Source organism: Streptomyces sp. NPDC001157, assembly GCF_053598255.1.
Window position 1 is genome coordinate 22,459 of the sequence record NZ_JBSFJW010000031.1, and the last position, 19,466, is coordinate 41,924.

The 19,466-nt window shown below is 69.1% G+C and carries 14 protein-coding genes; 5 read left to right on the top strand and 9 right to left on the bottom strand.

Annotated features, from left to right (window positions below; all coding sequences use genetic code 11):
- Positions 1 to 10: 10 nt before the first annotated feature.
- The 4 genes from ACWDAG_RS36740 to ACWDAG_RS36755 all read right to left on the bottom strand — a co-directional run bounded on the left by ACWDAG_RS36740 (position 11) and on the right by ACWDAG_RS36755 (position 3,306).
- Positions 11 to 661, bottom strand: coding sequence for a hypothetical protein (locus ACWDAG_RS36740; protein WP_450699890.1), 651 nt, complete (start codon positions 659 to 661; stop codon positions 11 to 13).
- Positions 662 to 723: 62 nt separating this feature from the next.
- Entirely contained in the window at positions 724 to 1,137 is a 414-nt protein-coding gene (locus tag ACWDAG_RS36745; protein ID WP_450699891.1) for a hypothetical protein, read from the bottom strand.
- An 88-nt stretch (positions 1,138 to 1,225) separates the two neighbouring features.
- The gene (locus ACWDAG_RS36750; protein WP_450699892.1) at positions 1,226 to 1,486 is read right to left on the bottom strand and encodes a hypothetical protein; all 261 of its coding nucleotides are present in this window, start codon (positions 1,484 to 1,486) and stop codon (positions 1,226 to 1,228) included.
- Between the two features lie 344 nt (positions 1,487 to 1,830).
- Positions 1,831 to 3,306 (bottom strand): alginate lyase family protein, encoded by a 1,476-nt coding sequence (locus ACWDAG_RS36755; protein WP_450699893.1) that lies wholly within the window; start codon positions 3,304 to 3,306, stop codon positions 1,831 to 1,833.
- A 512-nt stretch (positions 3,307 to 3,818) separates the two neighbouring features.
- On the opposite strand from ACWDAG_RS36755, the gene ACWDAG_RS36760 reads away from it, so the two are divergent.
- Positions 3,819 to 3,971: a hypothetical protein gene (locus ACWDAG_RS36760; RefSeq protein ID WP_450699894.1), complete on the top strand. Its 153-nt coding sequence runs from the start codon at positions 3,819 to 3,821 to the stop codon at positions 3,969 to 3,971.
- 525 nt (positions 3,972 to 4,496) lie between these two features.
- On the opposite strand, the gene dctA is transcribed toward ACWDAG_RS36760, so the two are convergent.
- Together dctA and ACWDAG_RS36770 are read right to left on the bottom strand one after the other, a co-directional pair.
- Positions 4,497 to 5,939, bottom strand: coding sequence for a C4-dicarboxylate transporter DctA (gene dctA / locus ACWDAG_RS36765; RefSeq protein ID WP_450699895.1), 1,443 nt, complete (start codon positions 5,937 to 5,939; stop codon positions 4,497 to 4,499).
- Positions 5,936 to 7,054, bottom strand: a complete 1,119-nt coding sequence (locus ACWDAG_RS36770) for a PrpF domain-containing protein (protein WP_450699896.1) — start codon at positions 7,052 to 7,054, stop codon at positions 5,936 to 5,938. Before ACWDAG_RS36770 ends, dctA begins: the two co-directional genes overlap by 4 nt.
- A 132-nt stretch (positions 7,055 to 7,186) precedes the next feature.
- Here ACWDAG_RS36770 and ACWDAG_RS36775 point away from each other — a divergent pair, with 132 nt between their 5' ends.
- Complete coding sequence (locus ACWDAG_RS36775) at positions 7,187 to 8,095, top strand: LysR family transcriptional regulator (protein WP_450699897.1); 909 nt, start codon at positions 7,187 to 7,189, stop codon at positions 8,093 to 8,095.
- Between the two features lie 666 nt (positions 8,096 to 8,761).
- On the opposite strand, the gene ACWDAG_RS36780 is transcribed toward ACWDAG_RS36775, so the two are convergent.
- Complete coding sequence (locus ACWDAG_RS36780) at positions 8,762 to 10,255, bottom strand: RICIN domain-containing protein (protein WP_450699898.1); 1,494 nt, start codon at positions 10,253 to 10,255, stop codon at positions 8,762 to 8,764.
- Positions 10,256 to 10,566: 311 nt separating this feature from the next.
- Between ACWDAG_RS36780 and ACWDAG_RS36785 the strand changes: the two genes are divergently transcribed.
- Positions 10,567 to 12,492: a glycoside hydrolase family 97 catalytic domain-containing protein gene (locus ACWDAG_RS36785; RefSeq protein WP_450699899.1), complete on the top strand. Its 1,926-nt coding sequence runs from the start codon at positions 10,567 to 10,569 to the stop codon at positions 12,490 to 12,492.
- A 711-nt stretch (positions 12,493 to 13,203) separates the two neighbouring features.
- On the opposite strand, the gene ACWDAG_RS36790 is transcribed toward ACWDAG_RS36785, so the two are convergent.
- Positions 13,204 to 13,596 (bottom strand): transposase, encoded by a 393-nt coding sequence (locus ACWDAG_RS36790; protein ID WP_450699956.1) that lies wholly within the window; start codon positions 13,594 to 13,596, stop codon positions 13,204 to 13,206.
- Positions 13,597 to 14,018: 422 nt separating this feature from the next.
- Complete coding sequence (locus tag ACWDAG_RS36795; protein WP_450699900.1) at positions 14,019 to 14,360, bottom strand: MerR family transcriptional regulator; 342 nt, start codon at positions 14,358 to 14,360, stop codon at positions 14,019 to 14,021.
- 1,566 nt (positions 14,361 to 15,926) lie between these two features.
- Between ACWDAG_RS36795 and ACWDAG_RS36800 the strand changes: the two genes are divergently transcribed.
- Both ACWDAG_RS36800 and ACWDAG_RS36805 read left to right on the top strand, forming a co-directional pair.
- Positions 15,927 to 17,348, top strand: coding sequence for a non-reducing end alpha-L-arabinofuranosidase family hydrolase (locus ACWDAG_RS36800; protein WP_450699901.1), 1,422 nt, complete (start codon positions 15,927 to 15,929; stop codon positions 17,346 to 17,348).
- Positions 17,349 to 17,438: 90 nt separating this feature from the next.
- Positions 17,439 to 19,085 (top strand): glycoside hydrolase family 27 protein, encoded by a 1,647-nt coding sequence (locus tag ACWDAG_RS36805; RefSeq protein WP_450699902.1) that lies wholly within the window; start codon positions 17,439 to 17,441, stop codon positions 19,083 to 19,085.
- Positions 19,086 to 19,466 lie beyond the last annotated feature (381 nt).

The window sequence follows — 19,466 nt, forward strand, 5'->3', positions numbered from 1 at the left end:
CTTTGGGGCGTCAGCTCCAGATGCTGTAGGTGCCGTAGTCGTTGACCCTGAGGTTGGCCGTCCACGAGCCCCACTCGTAGTTGCCGTCCCACCAGTACCGCTCCTGGCCACCGCCGCAGCCGGAGTGGTCGGTGCGGAAGGCGCCGACGAAGGTGCCCTTCGTCCAGCGGCGCTCCACGACCTGGATGGGCTGGGCGTACTGGCCCGGTCGCAGGTCCGTGCTGAAGCTGAAGGTGGTGGACGTGGAGCCGTTGCGGCCGTAGGAGGGGGTGATGCTGGCGAGCACCTGGTTGAGCCACGGGACGGGGTTGCTGACGCTGACGCCGACCGACCACTGCCAGCCCGTCGTCTTCGACTGGTCCCAGCGGTAGCCGCAGCCGGGTGAGTTCGTGGGGCAGCGGAAGGTGGGTCCGCGCCACACCCAGTCCTGGTAGGTGTTGGCGGCCTGGGTCTGTCCCTTGGCCCAGGTGGTGTCGCCCTTGCGGATGTCGTAGCCGTCCGGCTTCCAGCACCAGGTGTCCGCCGAGGCGGAGCCGGGCGAGGCCAGCAGGATGAGCGGGGCGAGGCCCAGGCTCAGAGCCGAGGCCAGCCAGCGGCGGCTCTTGCGCTTCTTGTTCGCTGTGGGCTCTGCTGCAGGGGTCGTCAGAGCGTGGGGACGCACTTGGGTGGCTCCTTGCGGGAAATGAGGGGGGAGGGTTCGGTGGTGCGAGCGGTGTGCGGCGGTCAGTGCCTGTTGACGACGATCAGGTGGTACTGGTCCTGGGTCGAGCGCCAGTCGCCCCACCAGTCGTCGTTCTGGCTCCAGCCCTCGCAGTTCCCGCCGCGGAAGGCCGTCAGTGAGACCTGGTCGCTGTTGGAGAACCACACGTTCGTCCAGTGGCTCGTCGTGTGCTCCCGGCCGCCCTGGAGGCACCGGTTCCACCTGTGGCCGTTGGGCTCGGTGACACTGATACGCCAGCTGGACGCGTCCACGCTGTGGTTGGAGATCGCGACACAGGCGGTGAAGGCGGGGGAGTTGCAGGGGGGGTTGGGGACGGGGACGGCACTGGCCTCACCGGAGGCCAGGGTCAGCGACCCACCTGCGAGGGCGACCACGGCCAGGGCGCCGGCGATTCTCTTACGGAGTGAACGGGACATGGCCCCGCTCCCTTCTGTCCGGTTGGGTTCAGGCACAACCGAATCTCGGGGGCGCGAGGTTGATCAGACAGTCGGATCCAGGGGGTAATCAATTACTCGGTTGTCCGGCATGGGCGAAGGCGGGTGCGCAGACCGCGCGGACGGGGACGATCAGCTTGTCGGCCTGATTCTTCGCCGAGGCAGAGCGCACCCACACCCTCACGTCATACGCCTCAGCGAGCGACCGCAACTGCGGCCGTCCCAGGAAGCCGCTCGTCTGCATGCGGCGCACGAGCGGGGCCATGCTGTCGCTCAGTCGTCGCCACAATGCGGCGCGTGCGCCGGGGTGGGTGGCGTTGTGGTACGCCATCAGCGCATCGGCGCCTCGGCGCAATGGGAGGGCCAGTGGTAGGTGAGCAGACCGCCGCCGTCCCGTACTGATGAGGAGCCGGCGATTCGCTCGCAGGGCAAGATCCGTGCGGACGTGGTGCACAAGAGGATCGTCGCCAGGGGCTTCGCGGGCGGGGAGCGCACCACCCGCCGCACGGACGCCGCCCGCAAGCACGGCCTGTCTGGATGCGACTTCGCGGCGGAGCGGCGGAGTGCCGGGCCCCACCCCGGCAGCCCCGCTCACACCGCGTCAAACATTGCGCAGGGCGCGTGCAGGGAGCCCGACTGTGGTCAGTCACCGAATTTTTTGTGTCACCGCGGGTGTCACTCCGTATCGCGGCGGGCCTGGCCGCGGCGGCGGAGCAGCAGGAGGCCGCCGGCTACCGCGGTGACGCCGGTCGCGGCCGTCCACAGAGCGAGGTCCGAGGTACCGGTGGCGGCCAGGTCCTTGTCGCTCTTTCCGCCCTGGGCGCCGGCGTTCCCGGAGGACTGCCCTGCCGGGGACTTGGACGAACCGGATGTTCCGGACCTGCCGGCCGCAGACTTCGACGGGGACGGTGAGGCCGCCGCCTCGGCCGCGGTGGCCTTGTCCCGGGTGTACGCCAGTGTGCCGAAGCCGAGTTCGTCGAATCCGCCGCTGTTCGGGCCGTAGTCGCCGCCGCCTCCCTCGGGCCCGCTGCGGGCCACCATCTCGCGGGTGTTCGGCATGGCCATGCCGCGCCTGTTGGCGTAGTGGTTGTAGACCCGCGCCCAGACCGGGCGCCCACCGCCACGGCCGCCTTCGGAGATGACGGCCTCCTCCGTGTTCACGCAGTGCACGCCGTTTGTCCAGGTGTAGGTCGTGTAGGGCACCTCGTGGCCGAGGTTGTACCGGGCGACGTACTCGCACGCCTTGCGGAACTTGGAGTCCTCCGCGCCGTAGAGGTCGACGCCCTGGTTCCAGGCCATCTCGCAGATGGTGCCCATCAGGCCGATGCCCAACAGGCTGTGGCCCTGGTCGCGCCCGCTCTCCTGCCACTGGGCCAGGTCGTTGCCGTAGACGTGGGGGATCGCCTTGTCCAGCGCGCCGTTGCCTGCGCCGTGGTAGAAGTAGTCGACCGTCTCGTTGAACTTGGCCCGGTCGTCGCAGAGGATCCCGATGGCCATGGCCGAGGCCATCGAGCACAGGTCCCAGTTCGCCCAGTAGTGGCCGATGCAATTGGTCTTGCGGTGCATGAAGAAGCGGTTCATCGGATAGAAGTGGTTGACCAGCATGTCCTGGAAACGGGCCAGGTCGAAGCCGGGGTAGCCGCGCATGAGCTCGCCGGCGTTGGCGAACTGGTACCCCTGGAGGCCCGCCAGGAGCACGACTTCGGAGCCTCCGCCGATGCCCTTCAGCGTCCCCGACCAGGCGTTGCAGATATCCCGTGCGGTGTCGGCGTGGGCCGTGTCGCCGGTGATCTTCCAGCGCAGCGCGTTCTGGTAGGCGGCGTGGATGTCGTTGTAGAGAACCCAGTAGTTCTGGACGCCGCTCCCTCCCCGGACCGCGGTCGTCAGCGGGTTGGGCCGCCAGGTGCTCTGCGAGTGACGGTTGGCGGTGAGCCTGGCGAAACCCGCCGTGTAGGGTTCGGCGCCCGCCTTCACCTTGGCGGCCATGCGCTCGAGATCGGCCTGGGTGTGGAGCATCCCGGGGTGCGCGAAGGATGTGCGCGCCGCCGTCGCGGGGGAGGCGGCCACGCCCGTGCCGATACCGATACCGACCGCGCCGGTCGCCGCCCCCGCGGCCTTGAGCATGGTGCGTCGGCTGATCTGAAGTGTCACTGCGTCGTTCCTCGGGCTCTCGTGGGGACAGTGCCTGCGTAGGGAGACGTGATACGGAGCGGGCGATAACACAAAAGTGGGCACCACCGATGAAAGGCTCCTGCGGTTTCGGCATCACCGGGGGGGAACCGGGCACGCAAGGCCTCCACATGGGCGGTGACAGGGCAGGCGGCAGGCTGCCGCGTGGCTGTGCCACACAGAGGAGCGCCAGTGCACCGACGGGAGACGCCCGGAGGAATGAGGGGGCCGTCTGGACGTGCGCGACTATCGGGCAAGTTGCTCCCCGTCGCCTATCCCATACGCCATTCAACTGGTGGATCCCGCGCGCCGCTTGAGGGCGAGGTCGCTCTGCGTCCGGTAGACGGTGCTGCGCGGGTCCACCGAGCCGGCCGACCACAGCGGTCCGTTCTGGCTCTCGTCGGCGGCCGGTGATGGACTGGTGGCCGACGGAGTCGGGCGCGCGCTGACCGGGGTGGTGGCCGGGGCCGGCGCGACAGGGGTGGGGCGGGCCGATGTCGGGTGCGGCGGCCGGGGACGGGGTGGCGGGCACGGTCACGGTGGCCGACGGCGACGGGGGCGCGACGATGGCGGCCACGGCCAGGCCGCCGGTCGCCAGGATGCCGGTGGCGGCGAGCCCGGCGAGCGCGACCCTGGAAGCGCGTTGAACTGGTGGCGTCGTACAAGGCTGTACGGCATCTGGTGCAGCTGGGCGATCAGTACCGTCTGCGACCGCTCGGAGACGGGGAGCCGAGTGCCGTGCAGTATGTGGCGCCCGACGGCAGGGAAACCGCCGTGGTCGTCCTGCGGCGCGCACGGCGCTTCGGTCACCGGGATCCCGCACTGCCCCTGAGTGCCCTCGACCTGTGGCCCGCCGGCGTGACACCACAACCGGGGCCGTCCACCACGGCGCCGTGCTGCTGAGCCGCGGACTCCCACTGGCCCTCGTTGTGGACGACCACGCCTCCGCGCTCGTCCCCCTGGTACGTGAGAGGCGCTGAACCTCGACCGTCGAGTGTCGTCGACCGGCCCGGTCGGCAGACGACAGGCGGGCAACGGGCGGGTTATTGATGGTGCCGATGTCCTCGGCCGCATGGTGACGCCGTCGCCGGCGGCCGGGTGACGGGGCTTCGAGGAAACCTGAAAAGGGGGCGGCCCGGAGCCCAGGCTCCGGACCGACCGTCAGGGGTGTGTCAGCCGGCGGCGGGCACCGGCTCACGGTCCGTCCCGGTCACCGTCTTCGGTTCGGCCTCCTCGCCCCCCTCTGGGTTCGCGTCGGGTGCCGGTTCTGCCTGCGGGTCGGGGATGTGGTCACCCTCGGGCCCGGCGGTGAACGGGAGGTCGCCACTGAGGACGGCCTTGGCGCGCTCCTCGTCGAGCTGTCCCTCCCACTTGGCCACCGCGAGAGTGGCGACGCCGTTGCCGACCACGCTGGTCAGGGCACGGGCCTCCGACATGAAGCGGTCGATGCCGAAGATCAGCGCGAGGGCGGCGACGGGGACGTGAGGGACGGCGCTGAGGGTGGCCGCCAGGGCGATGAAGCCGGAGCCGGTGACACCGGCCGCGCCCTTGGAGGTGAGCAGCATGATGGCGAGCATGGACAACTGCTGGGTGAGGCTGAGGTCGATGCCGAGGGCCTGGGCGAGGAAGACCGAGCCCATGGTCAGGTAGATGGCGGTGCCGTCGAGGTTGAACGAGTACCCGGCGGGCAGCGTGATCCCGACGACCGGCTTCGAGGCGCCCGCGTGCTGGAGCTTGGCCATCAGACGCGGCAGCACCGGCTCGGAGGACGATGTGCCCAGGACGATCAGCAGCTCCTCCTTGATGTAGCGCAGGAAGGGCAGCAGCCGCAGTCCGTTGAAGCGCATGACGGCGCCGAGGACGACCAGGACGAAGAACAGGGCGGTCAGCCAGAAGGAGCCGACCAGCAGGAAGAGGTGGCGCAGGGTGTCCAGGCCGTAGTTGCCGATGGTGAAGGCCATGGATCCGAAGGCGCCGATCGGGGCGAGCCGCATGATCCAGCGGATGAGCGTGAACAGGACCTTGGAGAGCTTCTCGATGCCTTGGGTGATCCCCTCACCCGCCTCGCCGGCGGCGTTCAGGCCGAAGCCGAACAGCACCGAGACCAGCAGCACGGGCAGGATCTCGTGGCCGGTCAGCGCGCTGAGCAGGGTGTCGGGGATCGTGGAGAGGACGAAGGCGGCGACGCCGTCGTGGCTCGCGGTCGCCTCCGGCGGCAGCCCCTTGGTCGACAGGGTCGAGGGGTCGACGTGGAGCCCGCTGCCGGGCTGGACGACGTTCACGACGACCAGACCGATCCCCATGGCGACGGTCGTCAGGACCTCGAAGTAGATCAGCGCCTTGAGACTGACCCGGCCGACGGCGCGCGCGTTGCCCATGGAGGCGATGCCGTGGACGACGGTGCAGAAGATGACGGGCGCGATCATCATGCGGACCAGCGCGATGAACCCGTCGCCCAGGGGTTTGAGATCGGCTCCGAAGGAAGGCCACAGCCAGCCGACGGCTGCCCCGGCCAGGACGCCGATCAGGCACTGGACGTAGAGCAGGGACAGCAGCCGGCGCAGGCGGCTGGGCGGGGTGTTGACGGTACCCGGGGCAGCGTCGTTGCGGCTCATGCGGGGCGTCCTTCCAGGACGGGAACGAGGAGTTCGGCTCGGGCGATGCGGCGGGCGGCGCGGTGCAGCAGCACCGTGGGGGAGGCGCCCTCCGCTGCGGGGACGGCTCGGGCGGTGATGACACCGGCCGGGGTGCCCAGGCGCAAGGTCCCGTCGGCGGTCTGCCGGGCTACGCGGTGGGCGAGGGTGCCGGGGATGGCGGCTGCGGTGGCCACGGCGACGGCCGAGGTGAGACCGATCGCCGGGTGGGGGGCGTGCATGGAGACCATGCGGACGGCCAGGTCGTACTCGTCCTGTGGGACGAGGGTGCCATCGGTCGTGCGGTAGGCGACAGGACGGGCGACCACTCCGACCTTCGGGACGGCGTGGCTGACGGGGTCGGTCTCCTCGGCCAGCCCCATGGACAGGGCGGCCTGCCGGCGCAGCACGGTGAGGGCGGGCACCGAGGAGGCAAAGGCGGCGAGGGACTCGGTGCCGTCGAGTCCGAACGCCTTGGCCTCGAACAGCGCCGCCGGGGCGCCGGCGTCGACCAGGGACACCTCGACGGTGCCGACGGGCCCGGTCAGCGTATCCAGGGCGCGGCCGGTCGGCAGGACCCTGCCCGTCGACGTACCCGCAGGATCCTCGAAGCCGAGGAGCACCGGCACACCGAGCGCGGTGGTGCCCGGGACCCGGGCCGTCCCCGCGTCGGGGGCGGCCCGCCCGGGGGTGGGGATGGTGCCGCTGAGCCGGGCGCCGGTGTTGACGTTGAGCATCCGCACCGTCGTGGAGTCCGAGGTGAGCGGCACCAGGCCGTTGTGGACGGCGTACAGGGCGACGGCGGTGGCGCAGTTGCCGCAGTTGCTGGCCCATTCCACGCGCTCGTCGCCGATGCCGACCTGTGCGAAGGCGTACTCGACGTCGACACCGGGCTTCGTCGAGGCCTGGACGATCGCCGCCTTGGAGGTGGTGGAGGAGGCACCGCCGACGCCGTCGATCTGGCGGGGGTCGGCGGCGTTGTAGGCGGCGAGCAGCAGGGTGTCGGTGTCCACACCGGTCGCCACCACGTCGTGGTGGTCGAAGATCCAGCACTTGCTGGTACCTCCGCGGATCATCTCGCCCTGCAGACGCAACACAACAGACTCCTCGTGGAAACCCCGACGGCACTTCCGTGCGTGGTGCGATCCACAGTGGGTGCGGACAGCGTGAAGTACAATCTCGGAAATCTGCATGGGTATTAAGTTGAAGTAAATGCTGGAGGTGGCGAGATGCTCGATGTCCGGCGCATCCTGCTCTTCACCGAGGTCGCCCGGCGGGGTTCGGTCACGGCGACCGCACGAGCCCTCAACTACACGCCGTCAGCGGTGTCGCAGCAGGTCAGCCGCCTGGAGGTGGAGGCCGGGCAACCGCTCCTCGAGCGTCATGCGCGGGGTGTCACACTCACCGACGCGGGGCGCGCGCTGGCCGAGCGGGGAGAGCGGATCGAGCGCGAACTGACGGCCGCGGAGAACGAACTCGCCGACTTCGCGGGACTGCGAGCGGGCACGCTCCGCGTCGGAACCTTCCCCACCGTCGGCGCTTCCCTCCTCCCGCGGGCCGTGATCGCCTTCCGCCGGACACACCCCGACGTACGGCTGACCGTGCGCAGCGCCCGTATCGCGGGTCTGTGGGCGATGCTGGAGAACCGAGAGATCGAGATGTCCCTGATGTGGGACTACGACTGGAACCGCATCGACCGCGAGGACATCGTCGTCACCTCGCTCGTCGACGACCCTCCGGCACTCCTGGTCGGCAAGGACCACCCTCTCGCCGGCCGGTCTTCGGCCGCCCTCGCCGACTTCGCCGACGACGCCTGGATCACCCGTGCCGAGAACCACCCGGTGGCCGAGGCCCTCGCCCGAAGCTGCCGCGCGGTCGGCTTCGAGCCGCAGATCGCCTACGAGGCCCACGACTACCAGGAGGCCCAGGCCATGGTCGCCGCCGGCATCGGCGTCGCCCTCGCACCCACCCTCGCCCTGGAAGGCATCCGAGGAGGCGTCAGCGTCCTGCCGCTCCTGCCTCCGGCTCCGGTGCGCCGCATCCTCCTGGTACGCATGAGCGACCACGCCCTGACGCCGGCCGCCGAGGCCTTCGCGGGGTTCCTGCGAGACAGCGCGGCGGTCGCCGCGAGGCGATGAAGCGCCGTCGGGATCCCCGACGACACGCTAGGCCTCGAACGGGCCCGGGGGGTGCGGCGGCGGGCTCCCGCTGCGGTCATGCCGCACGCCCCGGCGCACCGCAGCCGCCGATCTCCTCCGAGGCGGGTCGGCACGGAGACGACCGCGGGTGTCCTCAGGGTGGGCCACCAAGGTGTTGCGCGGCCCGGCGGCCGTCATGAACCGCTGCCCGTCGGGGGCACCCATGGCGCCGTCGGGGTACTTGCGGCCGTCGTGCTCCGGGCGGCGTGGCAGGGAGCCGCAGCGGCCGGGTCGGCAGTGTTCCGCGCGTGACGCAGGTCAGCACACTCACCCGTAAGCCAAGGCTCGCCGGCAAGTCACCGTCACCGCCATGCTTGTTGAAGGAGCCGACCTCTGGGTGACGTCTCCGTCCCCGCTCGCGACGGCCGAGCTCCGCGACATCAGCGCACGCCTGCGCGTGCTGCCCCTACCCGCCCTCGGAACAGTGCTTCGGCTGATGCCCGCCGCTGCGCCCCCACGGACCAGCCGCTGGGCCAACATCTGGAAGCTCCTGCAGGGCCACTGCTCTCAGCTGCTTCAGGATCGAATGATCACGGAATCAGCACGGGCGCCTTACGTGGTCGTGCTCGGCGCCCTCCGCCGTCCGTCGTCGGCTCCCGGCGGCCGTCAGGAAAGACTCCACTGCTGGCTCGTCGCGCCTGTGCCCGTTTCTTGCGCCACGGCCGCCCCGTTGGTGGTCGAGGCGTTCGCGACACTGATTTCCAGGTCGCTGCCCACGCCGGCGAGCATGTAGGTGCTGCCGGTGTAGCTGCCGACCAGGTCGAGGAACCACTGCTGGTTGGTCCCGCCGTTACAGGTCCACTGCTCCAACTGGACGCCGGTGTCGGCCGAATGGCTCGGTACGTCCAGGCACAGGCCGCTCTTCACGCTCTTGAGCGTGTAGACGTTGTCCGCCACCCGCGTGAGCGTCCACTGCTGGTTGGTGCCGCCGTTGGACGGCCACTGGATGATCTTGGCGCCGTTCGCCACGGAGCCGCTCGACACGTCCATCAGCAGAGCGCTGTTGACGTTCTTCAGGGTGTGGACGCCCTCAGCGGGGATCCCGCTGCCGGCCGTCCAGGTTCCCGCTGAGGTGTCGAGTGACCAGGTGGGGTACTGGCCGAGGTTCACCGTGGTGCCCCTGATGGTCAGCGGCAGCCAGATCAGTTTCGACGCGCCGAGGTCGGAGGTGTTCCAGCGGTCGCCGGCGTAGATGTAGGTGGTGCCGGAGGAGCCCTGGACGGTGATGACGTTCGCCGTCTGGCTGCCGTAGGTGTGGGTGCCGGGCGCGGCCAAGTTCCGGAAGGACGACCAGGGGCCGCCCAGTGACGTGGCGGTGGCGTAGATGTTGTCGTTGAGGCTCCAGCCCGTCAGGCGGGAGCCGAAGACGTAGTAGGTGCCGTCCTTCTTGATCATGGCGGGGGCCTCGACGCTGCCGCTGCTGCCGCTGCTGCCGAGCACCGCCACCGCGCTGTCCACGGACAGGTAGTCGGCGGACAGCTTGTCGATGCGCAGGCCGTTGTTGCGGTCCTCGCTCAGCAGGTAGCCGGTGCCGTCGGTGTCCTGGAACAGGCCGAGGTCACGGCTGACGTTGCCCAGCGGCCGGAAGCTTCCCCGGTAGGTGTAGGGGCCGCACGGGGTGCTGCTGGTCGCCACGCCGACCTTGGCCTCGGAGTAGTTCCTGCTGTCGATGTGCATGTACATCACGTATGTGCTGGTCGACTTGTTGTAGATGACCTTGGGTCGCTCCACGATGCGGCTGGGACCGAGGTCGCCGCTGCTCTGCCGGCTCAGCGCCTGGCCCTGGTAGGCCCAGTCGGCGAGATTGGTGGAGGAGTAGCAGGCGATGTCCTGGAAGGACGTGTCCGACGAGGTCTCGCCCGTCTTGTCCTCGCCGAAGCCGTACCAGGTGTCTCCCACCTTGATGATGCCGAGGCCGTGCAGCTGCAGGGTGTTGCCGTTCTGGTCGGTGCGTGCGGCACCCGTGGTGAACGACACCGTGGCCGCGTGCGCCTCGGTCGCAGGAAGCAGCAGCGCCGCAAGGCCTCCCAGGAGGGTCAGGAACGCTGCGGCCCCGCGCCACCATCGGCCGACGGGCGGCCGAAGAACTCCCTTGAACATGTGCGTCCCTCTCCGTCGAGGTTTGACGATCCGTCGGTGTCGCGGGGACCAATGAGAGTCGTGGCACGTTCGTGGCGTCAAGGATCGCGTTCGAGTTTGTTTAATTCGTGACCCGCTCTGGGAGCCCTAATGGGGCTCGCAGAGGTCGCAAGTCGCCTGGACTGTCCGGGATTTCGGACATATGGAGGGTGGACGCGAGGGGTTGACCTATAGACCGGGGGAGGCGTAGAAACTTCGCGACGGTCAGAATCTGTTACTTGCTGATTGAGTTTGTTGGAAACCGTATCGGGCGAGGTGGACCGACTGTGAACATGCCAGGGCGTCAGGAACCTTCCCGTCGCGGGGTGCTCAGGGGCGCGGCTGTCACGGCCGCAACGGCCGCGCTGGGCATCGGCAGCACATATCCGGCCGCAGCCGCAGACGCCTCGGTCACCGCGACGTCGCTCGACGGCACCACCAGCATCACCATGTCGCTGGTGGGCGGCTCGCTCCAGTGGTCGGCCCGGCGTAACGGCGCGACCGTCGTGGCCAGTTCGGCCATGGGGCTGCGGCTGAGCGACGGAACCACCCTCGGCACCGACGCCGTTCTGACGAACTATCAGCACTGGCACGTCGACACCACCTGGAACCCGTTGTACGGACGCAACGCGACCGTCTCCGACGCCTACCAGGAGATGCGCTGGAACCTCCGGGACAACCGCACCTCCATCAACTTCGGTGTCCAGATCCGGGCCTACGCGACCGGCGTCGCGTTCCGTTACGTCCTGCTGGACTCGGGCACCGCCACCATCGCCGGCGAACTGACGACGTTCGTCTTCCCGGACGGCACACTTGTCTACAGCGCGCGGGACGAGGACGACTACAAACCGGTCGCGCCGGGCTCCATCCCGTCCACCGGAACCTCCTCCACGGACACCGGTCCCCTGACCGACCTCCCCCTCACCGCGACCTACAGCAGCGGGCTCATCGCCTGCGTCTGCGAGTCGGCCCGCACCAACTACCCCCGGACGATGCTCAGTTCGGTCTCCGGACAGCCCAACACCCTCGCGGCGTACCTGATGCGGCACACGGCCCGCGGCTCCGGACCGGTCCAGACGACCTCCACCGTCACCACACCGTTCGCCACGTCCTGGCGCGCCGTGGTGATCGGCTCCACCCACGCCGAACTGGTCGACAACGCGGAGCTGGTACTCAACCTGGCCCCGGCCGGCGCCCTCGCCGACACGTCGTGGATCAAGCCGGGCAAGGTCTTCCGGTGCAATCTGACCACCGCGGACGGGCTGGCGGGCGTCGACTTCGCCGCCGCCCGCGGCCTGCAGTACATCGAGTACGACTCGGGGTGGTACGGCCCCGAGCACACCTCGACCGACGCCACGCAGCCGATCCCCGCCATCGATCTGCCCAAGGTCATCTCCTACGCCGCCGGCAAGGGCGTCGGCGTCTTCCTCTACGTCAACCCCATGGCCATGAGCAGCTCGGACAGCCTGTTCGCCCTGTACCGGAGCTGGGGCGTGGCGGGTGTCAAGCTCGGCTTCATCAACGACGGCACCCAGGCGATGACGAACCAGATCATCGCCTGGGCCAGGGCGGCGGCGACGCACAAACTGCTGATCGACATGCACGACGACGTGCGGCCGTTCGGCTACGAGCGGACCTACCCCAACTGGATCAGCATGGAGGGCGTGCGGGGCAACGAGCACTTCCCGACCGCCACCCACAACGTCACCCTGCCCTTCGCCCGCAACATCGGCGGGCCGATGGACTACACCATCTGCTACGGCCAGTCCCGCGACCGGACGACCAACGCCCACCAGATGGCGATGGCCGCCGTGTACTACCAGCCCCTGAACTTCCTGTACTGGTACAGCACTCCCTCGCAGTACTCCACCCCTTCCAACTGGCCCGGGCTGCCCTGGTTCGACGCCATCCCCACCGTCTGGGACCAGAGCCGGACCCTCGCCGGTTCGATCGGCGAGTACATCGCCGTCGCCCGGCGCAGCGGTAGCACCTGGTACCTGGGGGCGATGACCAACGAGACCGCCCGGACCCTCTCGATCCCGCTGTCCTTCCTCGGCAGCGGCACCTACACCGCCACGATCTACGCCGACGGAACGCCGGGCAGCAGCCCGTACCAGACCCCCGTCGCAGTGAGCACACAGACCGTGACCTCGTCGACCACGCTGCGCGTCGCGATGGCTCCCGCGGGCGGCCAGGCAGTCGTCCTGAGCCATGGATAAGCGGCCGTCACGTGGGATTTCGCCGGATCGGGGCTGGTACGCAGGGGGTGTCCGCCCCTTGACGGCCTACGGCACCCAGCTCGATGTCCGACAGCAGTACGGGTCCGTCTCGGCGAGGAACGGGCGACTGTCCATCGACCGCGCCAAGGTCAAGGCCGAGAGCGCCTCGACGGCAGTACTCGCTGACCTGCTCGCACGGCTGCTGATTTCGCCTGAGCGGGGGCACCCCCATCGAGGGCTCTGCGCGCCTTGCGATGCACGGCCCCAGACCGCGGGACCACCTCGGACGCTCATAGTGCAAGGGCCCCTTGGCTTGTTCCTTGACCTCGCTGGTCACGTTCGGTGATGGTTGCCCGGGCGTCCGAGGCCGGGTCGCACGGGTTTCGGCGCACGGGCTGGACAGGCGAGGTGCGGGCGGATGTGTCGGAACCCGCGCCGGACGCGTGTCGGCGTGAGGGCTTCGCCAGGGCGGCTGTTCTCCTCCCAGGGCTGGCGCCGGTCCGCCACGAGTGGTGCGGCGAGGCGGAGTTGGGTGTGTGCAGCGATCGCGAGCCAGGTCCAGCGGTCCGCTGTCAGCGGGTCACGAAGCCTGGGCCTCGTCCACCCGAGGGACTGTTTGAACAGGCGAAGCGTGTGCTCCGGATCGAATCTGCGCAGGTAGCACGACCGGACGAGGTCGACGTCGGCCGAGGTGGCACCGGTGGCCCAGGATCACAGCCAGACCGGTCGTGCCTCGCGATCGCCGGGCAGGTGCTCGACGCCGAGACGGATCAATGTGCCCTCGACGACCGGGAGTTCACTGTCATGGTTGATCCATGCGGACCGCCGCTGCAGCCTGGGGTGAAGCCGGTCCCGGGCGCGGGCTTCGACCTTGCCGTATCTGAGCGTGTCGTTCACCGTGACCACGGACGGCACCGGCCACGAGGCGGGCCTGGCCACGCTGAACTCCTTGCAGTGCAGGGGCGGCAGGCCGCCCCTGGGATCGTAGACGCGCGGCGGCTTCGGCAGCCGAAGAGCGTGATCCGAGCGCAGACGCCCGACCAACTCGACGGGAAGGTCACGCAGGACCCAGGCCAGCCGCATCACGTCGTAGGCCGCATCCATCACGACCAGGACGTTCCCGTCGCCCTGCTGTCACTGCCCGGCTGCAATCAGCCGCTCGACCACGGCCCGCACTGGTCGGCGGTGACCGCCGCGGCGTCGTCAGCGGGCCCAAACCGGACCGCGTCCAGAAGCTGCGTCGATGAGGTGCGGTCCGCCGTGAGCGCGGCTCTGTTCGCCGCCTTCAACATCACTGACGGCACCGTCATATCCCAACTCCACCGCCGCCACCGTGCGAACGGCCGATTCCGGGCTGTGGTCGGCCGGGGTCGGCACCCGCAGCGCGTTCTTGGGGTATCGCCGAGGTGAGCCCAAAAAGGAGCCATGGGGTGATCTTGAAGCCGTGAGGTGGGTGCGGTGCCGGAATGCCGCCGACGATGCGAAGGGCGGGGCTCAATGCCCCGCCCGCCGCCGGTGTTCCCCGGTCAGGCCGAGGTCTTCGGCTGTCCCTGGCCTTGTGCGCGCAGTTCTTCGTTGATGCGCTGGGCTTCTTCGAGCTGGTCTTCAAGGATGACGATGCGACAGGCGGCCTCGATGGGGGTGCCCTGGTCGACGAGTTCGCGGGCACGGGCAGCGATGCGCAGCTGATAGCGGGAGTAGCGGCGGTGGCCGCCTTCGGAGCGCAGGGGGGTGATCAAACGGTGTTCGCCCAGGGCGCGGAGGAAGGCGGGAGTGGTGCCGAGCATCTCGGCGGCCCGGCCCATGGTGTAGGCGGGGTAGTCGTCGTCATCGAGAGGGGTGACGGCGCGGGAACTGCCAGGGGGCATAGACCTCTTCTTTCAGGGGGACCGCGTCGGGGGGCCCGAGCGCCGTACTGGCGCCCGGGCCCCGAGCTTTCAACACCATCTACCGGCGAACTGCGCCGGCCTTGTATGTCCGCAGGTTCCGCCTGGGAGGGCGGGGCTGCGGGGATCGCGGATGCGTGACCGGGGACCACCTTCCAATCCGGGGCCTGCGGTACCCGGGCGGACTTCCTTCCTCGCCCGGGCGATCCTGATGGCGTCTGCTCCTTACCTTCGGTTACTCGGTTGTACTGCTGGATATCGCGGGTACTTCTCACGACCCCTCTTGGGCCGTGTCCTGCTTGACCTGCTGGCACGGCAGTTCGTGTCTGCCGTGCCCACTTCGACTTCCTGGGTACGACTAAAAGGGTAACCCTGCGACGCGCCAATGTCTACTGTCGCCATGACAGGTTTTCTCCACGGGTGCTGTCTGAACTTCTTCGGCAGGTACACCCGGAAGAGTGTTGTCCCCGGTTGGGTTCCGGTTCGGTGGGCGCACGTTGAACCGGGTGGGACAGTCGATCCGGGACGGGTTATAGCGCATGAGTGACACCGAGACGCGCACGGCGGCCCCCAGCGCGCCCGCCGTGGTCAAGGGCGACAGCCCCGTCGGCATCGCCCGCGCCTTCGCTGAAGGTCTGGCCCCGGCTGTAGCCCCGTCGACGGCCGGCGTAGCCGACGGCGGCCGCGAGGTGGCCCTGTTCGACGGTGAGCTTCACCGGCGGGTTTCTTCGAGAGGTTCGGGAGGTCCAGGGGGAGCTGTTCGGTGGCGGGGGCCGGGATGGTGGGCCGGGTCTGCGGCCGGGTGGGCGGCGTGACCGGGGTGGTGGCCGCGTCGATGTCGCCGGCGAGTCGGCCGGCATCCGCGAGGGTCGCCGGGGAGTCTGAGCGGATGGGCCGGTAGCTTCCCACCCAGTGGCCGTCACCCTGCGCAGTGTGGCCCTGCGGCTGATGCCTTCCCCCCGCTCGATGCGCATGATCCTGCGGCACCACGGCTGCGTGCCACCACGCCTGACCCGGTCGGAGGATCGGTGCCGTCCGGCACGACAACCGGTCCGGGGTCATCGGCGCCTGGCGCGTAGACATGCCATGTTCCCGCGTTGATCAACTATCAGATTTGTGGACACAAAGGAGAGAAGCGCAGCCGGAAGGTGCTTTTCCTCCCTGCACACCCGTTGACACAGGCATGGCGAGTGCCGCAGCTTCATGCGTGACATCAGGCACACGCAGCTAACGGGTCTCCGAGAGGATCCGGGAGCCGAAGGGGCACGCGGCGGTGCTGCCGTACGGGAACGGAGTGAGGACATGCCGCCGGGAAACTGCTCCACCGCCAACTCCCCGGGGTCCGTAGACCCTGTCGCCGTTCGCAGCGGGTGACGCGCTCCGTTCACCCGGCTCCCGCCGCAGCCTTCTCCGTCATTCCACTTTGTACGAAGCTTCGACCCTCGTTCGATATTACGAACAAGTCGGGGTGGTCACACCGTATCGACAGTCCGGGCAGCCTCCGACGGGGCCAACCGGAACTGCGTACCCAAGGATTGCGAGGTCCCCATGCACAGAAGGCTTTTCAGCCGCAGACGTCTGTCTGCGGTGCTCGCCGCCGCGGTTGCGGTCCTGGTCTCGTTGGCGGCCTTGCTCGTCGCCAACCCGGCTCAGGCGGCCACCAGCGGCGCCCTGCGCGGTGTTGGTTCCGGCCGGTGTCTCGATGTGCCGGGCGCCGGCCAGGCCGACGGCACCTTGCTGCAGATCTGGGACTGCACGGGCGGGACCAACCAGCAGTGGACGCTGACGGACAGCAACCAGCTGACCGTGTACGGGAACAAGTGCCTGGACGTCCCGGGCCACGCCACCGCGGCCGGGACCAAGGTGGAGATCTGGTCCTGCAACGGCGGCACGAACCAGCAGTGGCGGGTGAATGCCGACGGCACGGTCGTCGGCGTGGAGTCCGGGCTGTGCCTGGATGTCTCGGGCGGCGCCACGGCCAACGGCACGGCGGTGCAGCTCTGGAACTGCACCGGCGCCGGCAACCAGAAGTGGACCGGCCTGTCGGGGACGACCAACTCGTGTGCTCTTCCGTCGACGTACCGGTGGACCTCGACCGGTCCGCTGGCGCAGCCGGCCAACGGGTGGCTCTCGCTTAAGGACTTCACCACCACGACGTACAACGGCAAGCACCTGGTCTACGCGACGTACTCCGACGGCAACTGGCACTCGATGGGCTTCAGCCCCTTCACGAACTGGTCGGACATGTCCACGGCCCCACAGACCGCGATGAACTCGTCCGCGGTGGCGCCCCAGCTGTTCTACTTCGCGCCCAAGAACATCTGGGTGCTGGCCTCTCTGGGGTGGGGAACCGCCTGGCCCTTCACCTACCGCACGTCCAGCGACCCCACCAACCCCAACGGCTGGTCCGCGCCGCAGGCGCTGTTCACCGGCAGCCTCCCCAGCGGCGGCCCGATCGACCCGACCCTGATCGCCGACGACCAGAACATGTACCTGTTCTTCGCCAACGACAACGGCAGCATCTTCAAGTCGACCATCCCGATCGGGAACTTCCCGGGCAGCTTCGGCTCCTCGTACACCACGGTCATGAGCGACACGGTGAAGAACCTGTTCGAGGCGCCGCAGGTCTACAAGGTCCAGGGCCAGAACCAGTACCTCATGATCGTCGAGGCGCGCGGTGCGAACGAGGACCGCTTCTTCCGCTCGTTCACGGCCTCCAGCCTGAACGGTCCGTGGACCGCACAGGCCGCCACCGAGAGCAACCCCTTCGCGGGCAAGGCCAACAGCGGCGCCACCTGGACCAACAGCATCAGCCACGGTGACCTGGTCCGCAACAACCCCGACCAGACCATGACCATCGACCCCTGCAACCTGCAGTTCCTCTACCAGGGCCTGGACCCCAACACACCGAGCAGCACCCCCTACCAGAACCTGCCGTACCGGCCGGGCCTGCTCACCCTGCAGCGCTGACCCACGCGCACCTGACCAGCCGCTTGTGACCGTGCCTGACAGGCACGGTCACAAGCGGCTTCCGCTCTGTCTCCCAGGAAGGAATCCTGCATGGTTCCCATGCACAGACGACTGCTGCGTCTCCTCGCAGCCACCGCGCTGACGCTCTCCGCCTGCGTCACCGCCTCCGCCGGCGCGACCGCCGAGGCCGCACCGGGCAGTCCCGCGCTCACCCCGCCGCTGGGCTGGAACAGCTGGAACAGCTTCGGATGCGGTGTCGACGAGACGCAGGTCCGCCAGGCCGCCGACGCGATGGTGTCCTCGGGCATGAAGGACGCGGGCTATCGGTACGTCGTCGTCGACGACTGCTGGTTCGACCCGCAGCGCGACGCGGCGGGCAACCTGCGGGCCGACCCGACCAAGTTCCCCAGTGGGATGAAGGCGCTCGGGGACTACATCCACAGCAAGGGGCTGAAGTTCGGCATCTACGAGGCGCCCAACGAGCGCACGTGCGCGCAGGGCGTGGGCACCTACCCCGGCTCCACCGGCAGCAAGGGCCACGAGGCCCAGGACGCCGCCACGTTCGCCTCATGGGGCGTGGACTACCTCAAGTACGACTGGTGTTCCTCCAGCGGCACCCTCGATCAGCAGGTCGCGCAGTTCACCCTCATGCGCGACGCCCTGCGCGCCACCGGGCGGCCGATCGTCTACAGCATCAACCCCAACAGCTTCCACGCCATCACCGGCGCCACCTACAACTGGGGCGAGGTCGCCGACCTTTGGCGGACGACCGAGGATCTGCTCGACATCTGGCAGAACGGCAACACCAACAGCTACCCGATGGGCGTGGGCAACGTCCTCGACATCGACGCGCCGCTGGCCGCTCAGTCGGGTCCGGGCCACTGGAACGACCCCGACATGCTCGTAGTAGGCCGTCCCGGTCTGTCGTTGAACGAGTCCCGCTCCCATTTCGCCCTGTGGTCGCTGCTCTCGGCCCCCCTCATCGCAGGCAACGACATCCGGACCATGTCCAGCGACGTGAGCGCGATCCTGCGCAACCCTCGCCTGTTGGCGGTCGACCAGGACTCGCTCGGCGCGGGCGGGCGCAGGGTGCGCGACGACGGTGACACCGAGGTGTTCGCCAAGCCCCTCTCCGACGGCTCGGTCGCCGTGGGCCTGTTCAACCGCGGCAGCGGCACCGCGACCGTCACCGCCACGGCCGCACAGGTCGGCCTCACCGGAGGGCCGTTCACCCTCACCGACCTGTGGACCGGCGGCACGTCGAGCACCTCCGGCCAGATCTCGGCGAGCGTCCCCGCGCACGGTGTCGCCGTGTTCAAGATGACCGGCGGAAGCCCACTGGCCTCCACCACCGCACGGCTGCGCGGTACCGGGTCCGGCCGCTGCCTGGACGTGGATCACGCCTCCACCACGGCCGGGACGACGACGCTGATCTGGGACTGCCACACCGCCGCCAACCAGCTCTGGACCATGTGGGCCGGGGGCGAGATCCGCGTCTACGGCGACAAGTGCCTGGACGCCTCCAACCAGGGCACCACCAACGGCACGCCGGTCATCATCTGGCCCTGCAACGGCCAGGACAACCAGAAGTGGACCACGCAGGCCGACGGGTCGATCCGCAACGTCCACGCCGGGCTGTGCCTGGACGCCCAGCAGGCAGGAACCGCGAACGGGACCTCAGCCATCCTGTGGACCTGCAGCGGCCAGAACAACCAGAAGTGGACCGCGCTCCCGTAACCCGCCACCCCTGCCCGCGCAGGCGGAGGTCCGATCGGAAGAGGGCAGTCCCACGACAGCATGTCACCCTGCGTGGACTGCCCTCTCGCACCGGGACCGTCCAAGCCCATGCCCCACAGCTGGTGGACCAGGGCAGCCAGGGCGACGCCGAACTGCTCCATGTGTGCCACCAGGCTCCGCTCCACCAGCCGCCTCTTGGGCAGCACGATGAACTCCCAGACGTCGTCGGTGCGTTTGACCACCGTCAGCGCCATCCCAAGGATGCGGTGGGCGAAGTCGACCAGCTGCTCGACGTAGCCGCCGTCGGCCCGCACCTGCGTGAGCCTCCGGTGCCGCTCGCGCAGCGGTCGCCCGAGAAGTGCGTGTATCCGGCGCCTGTGC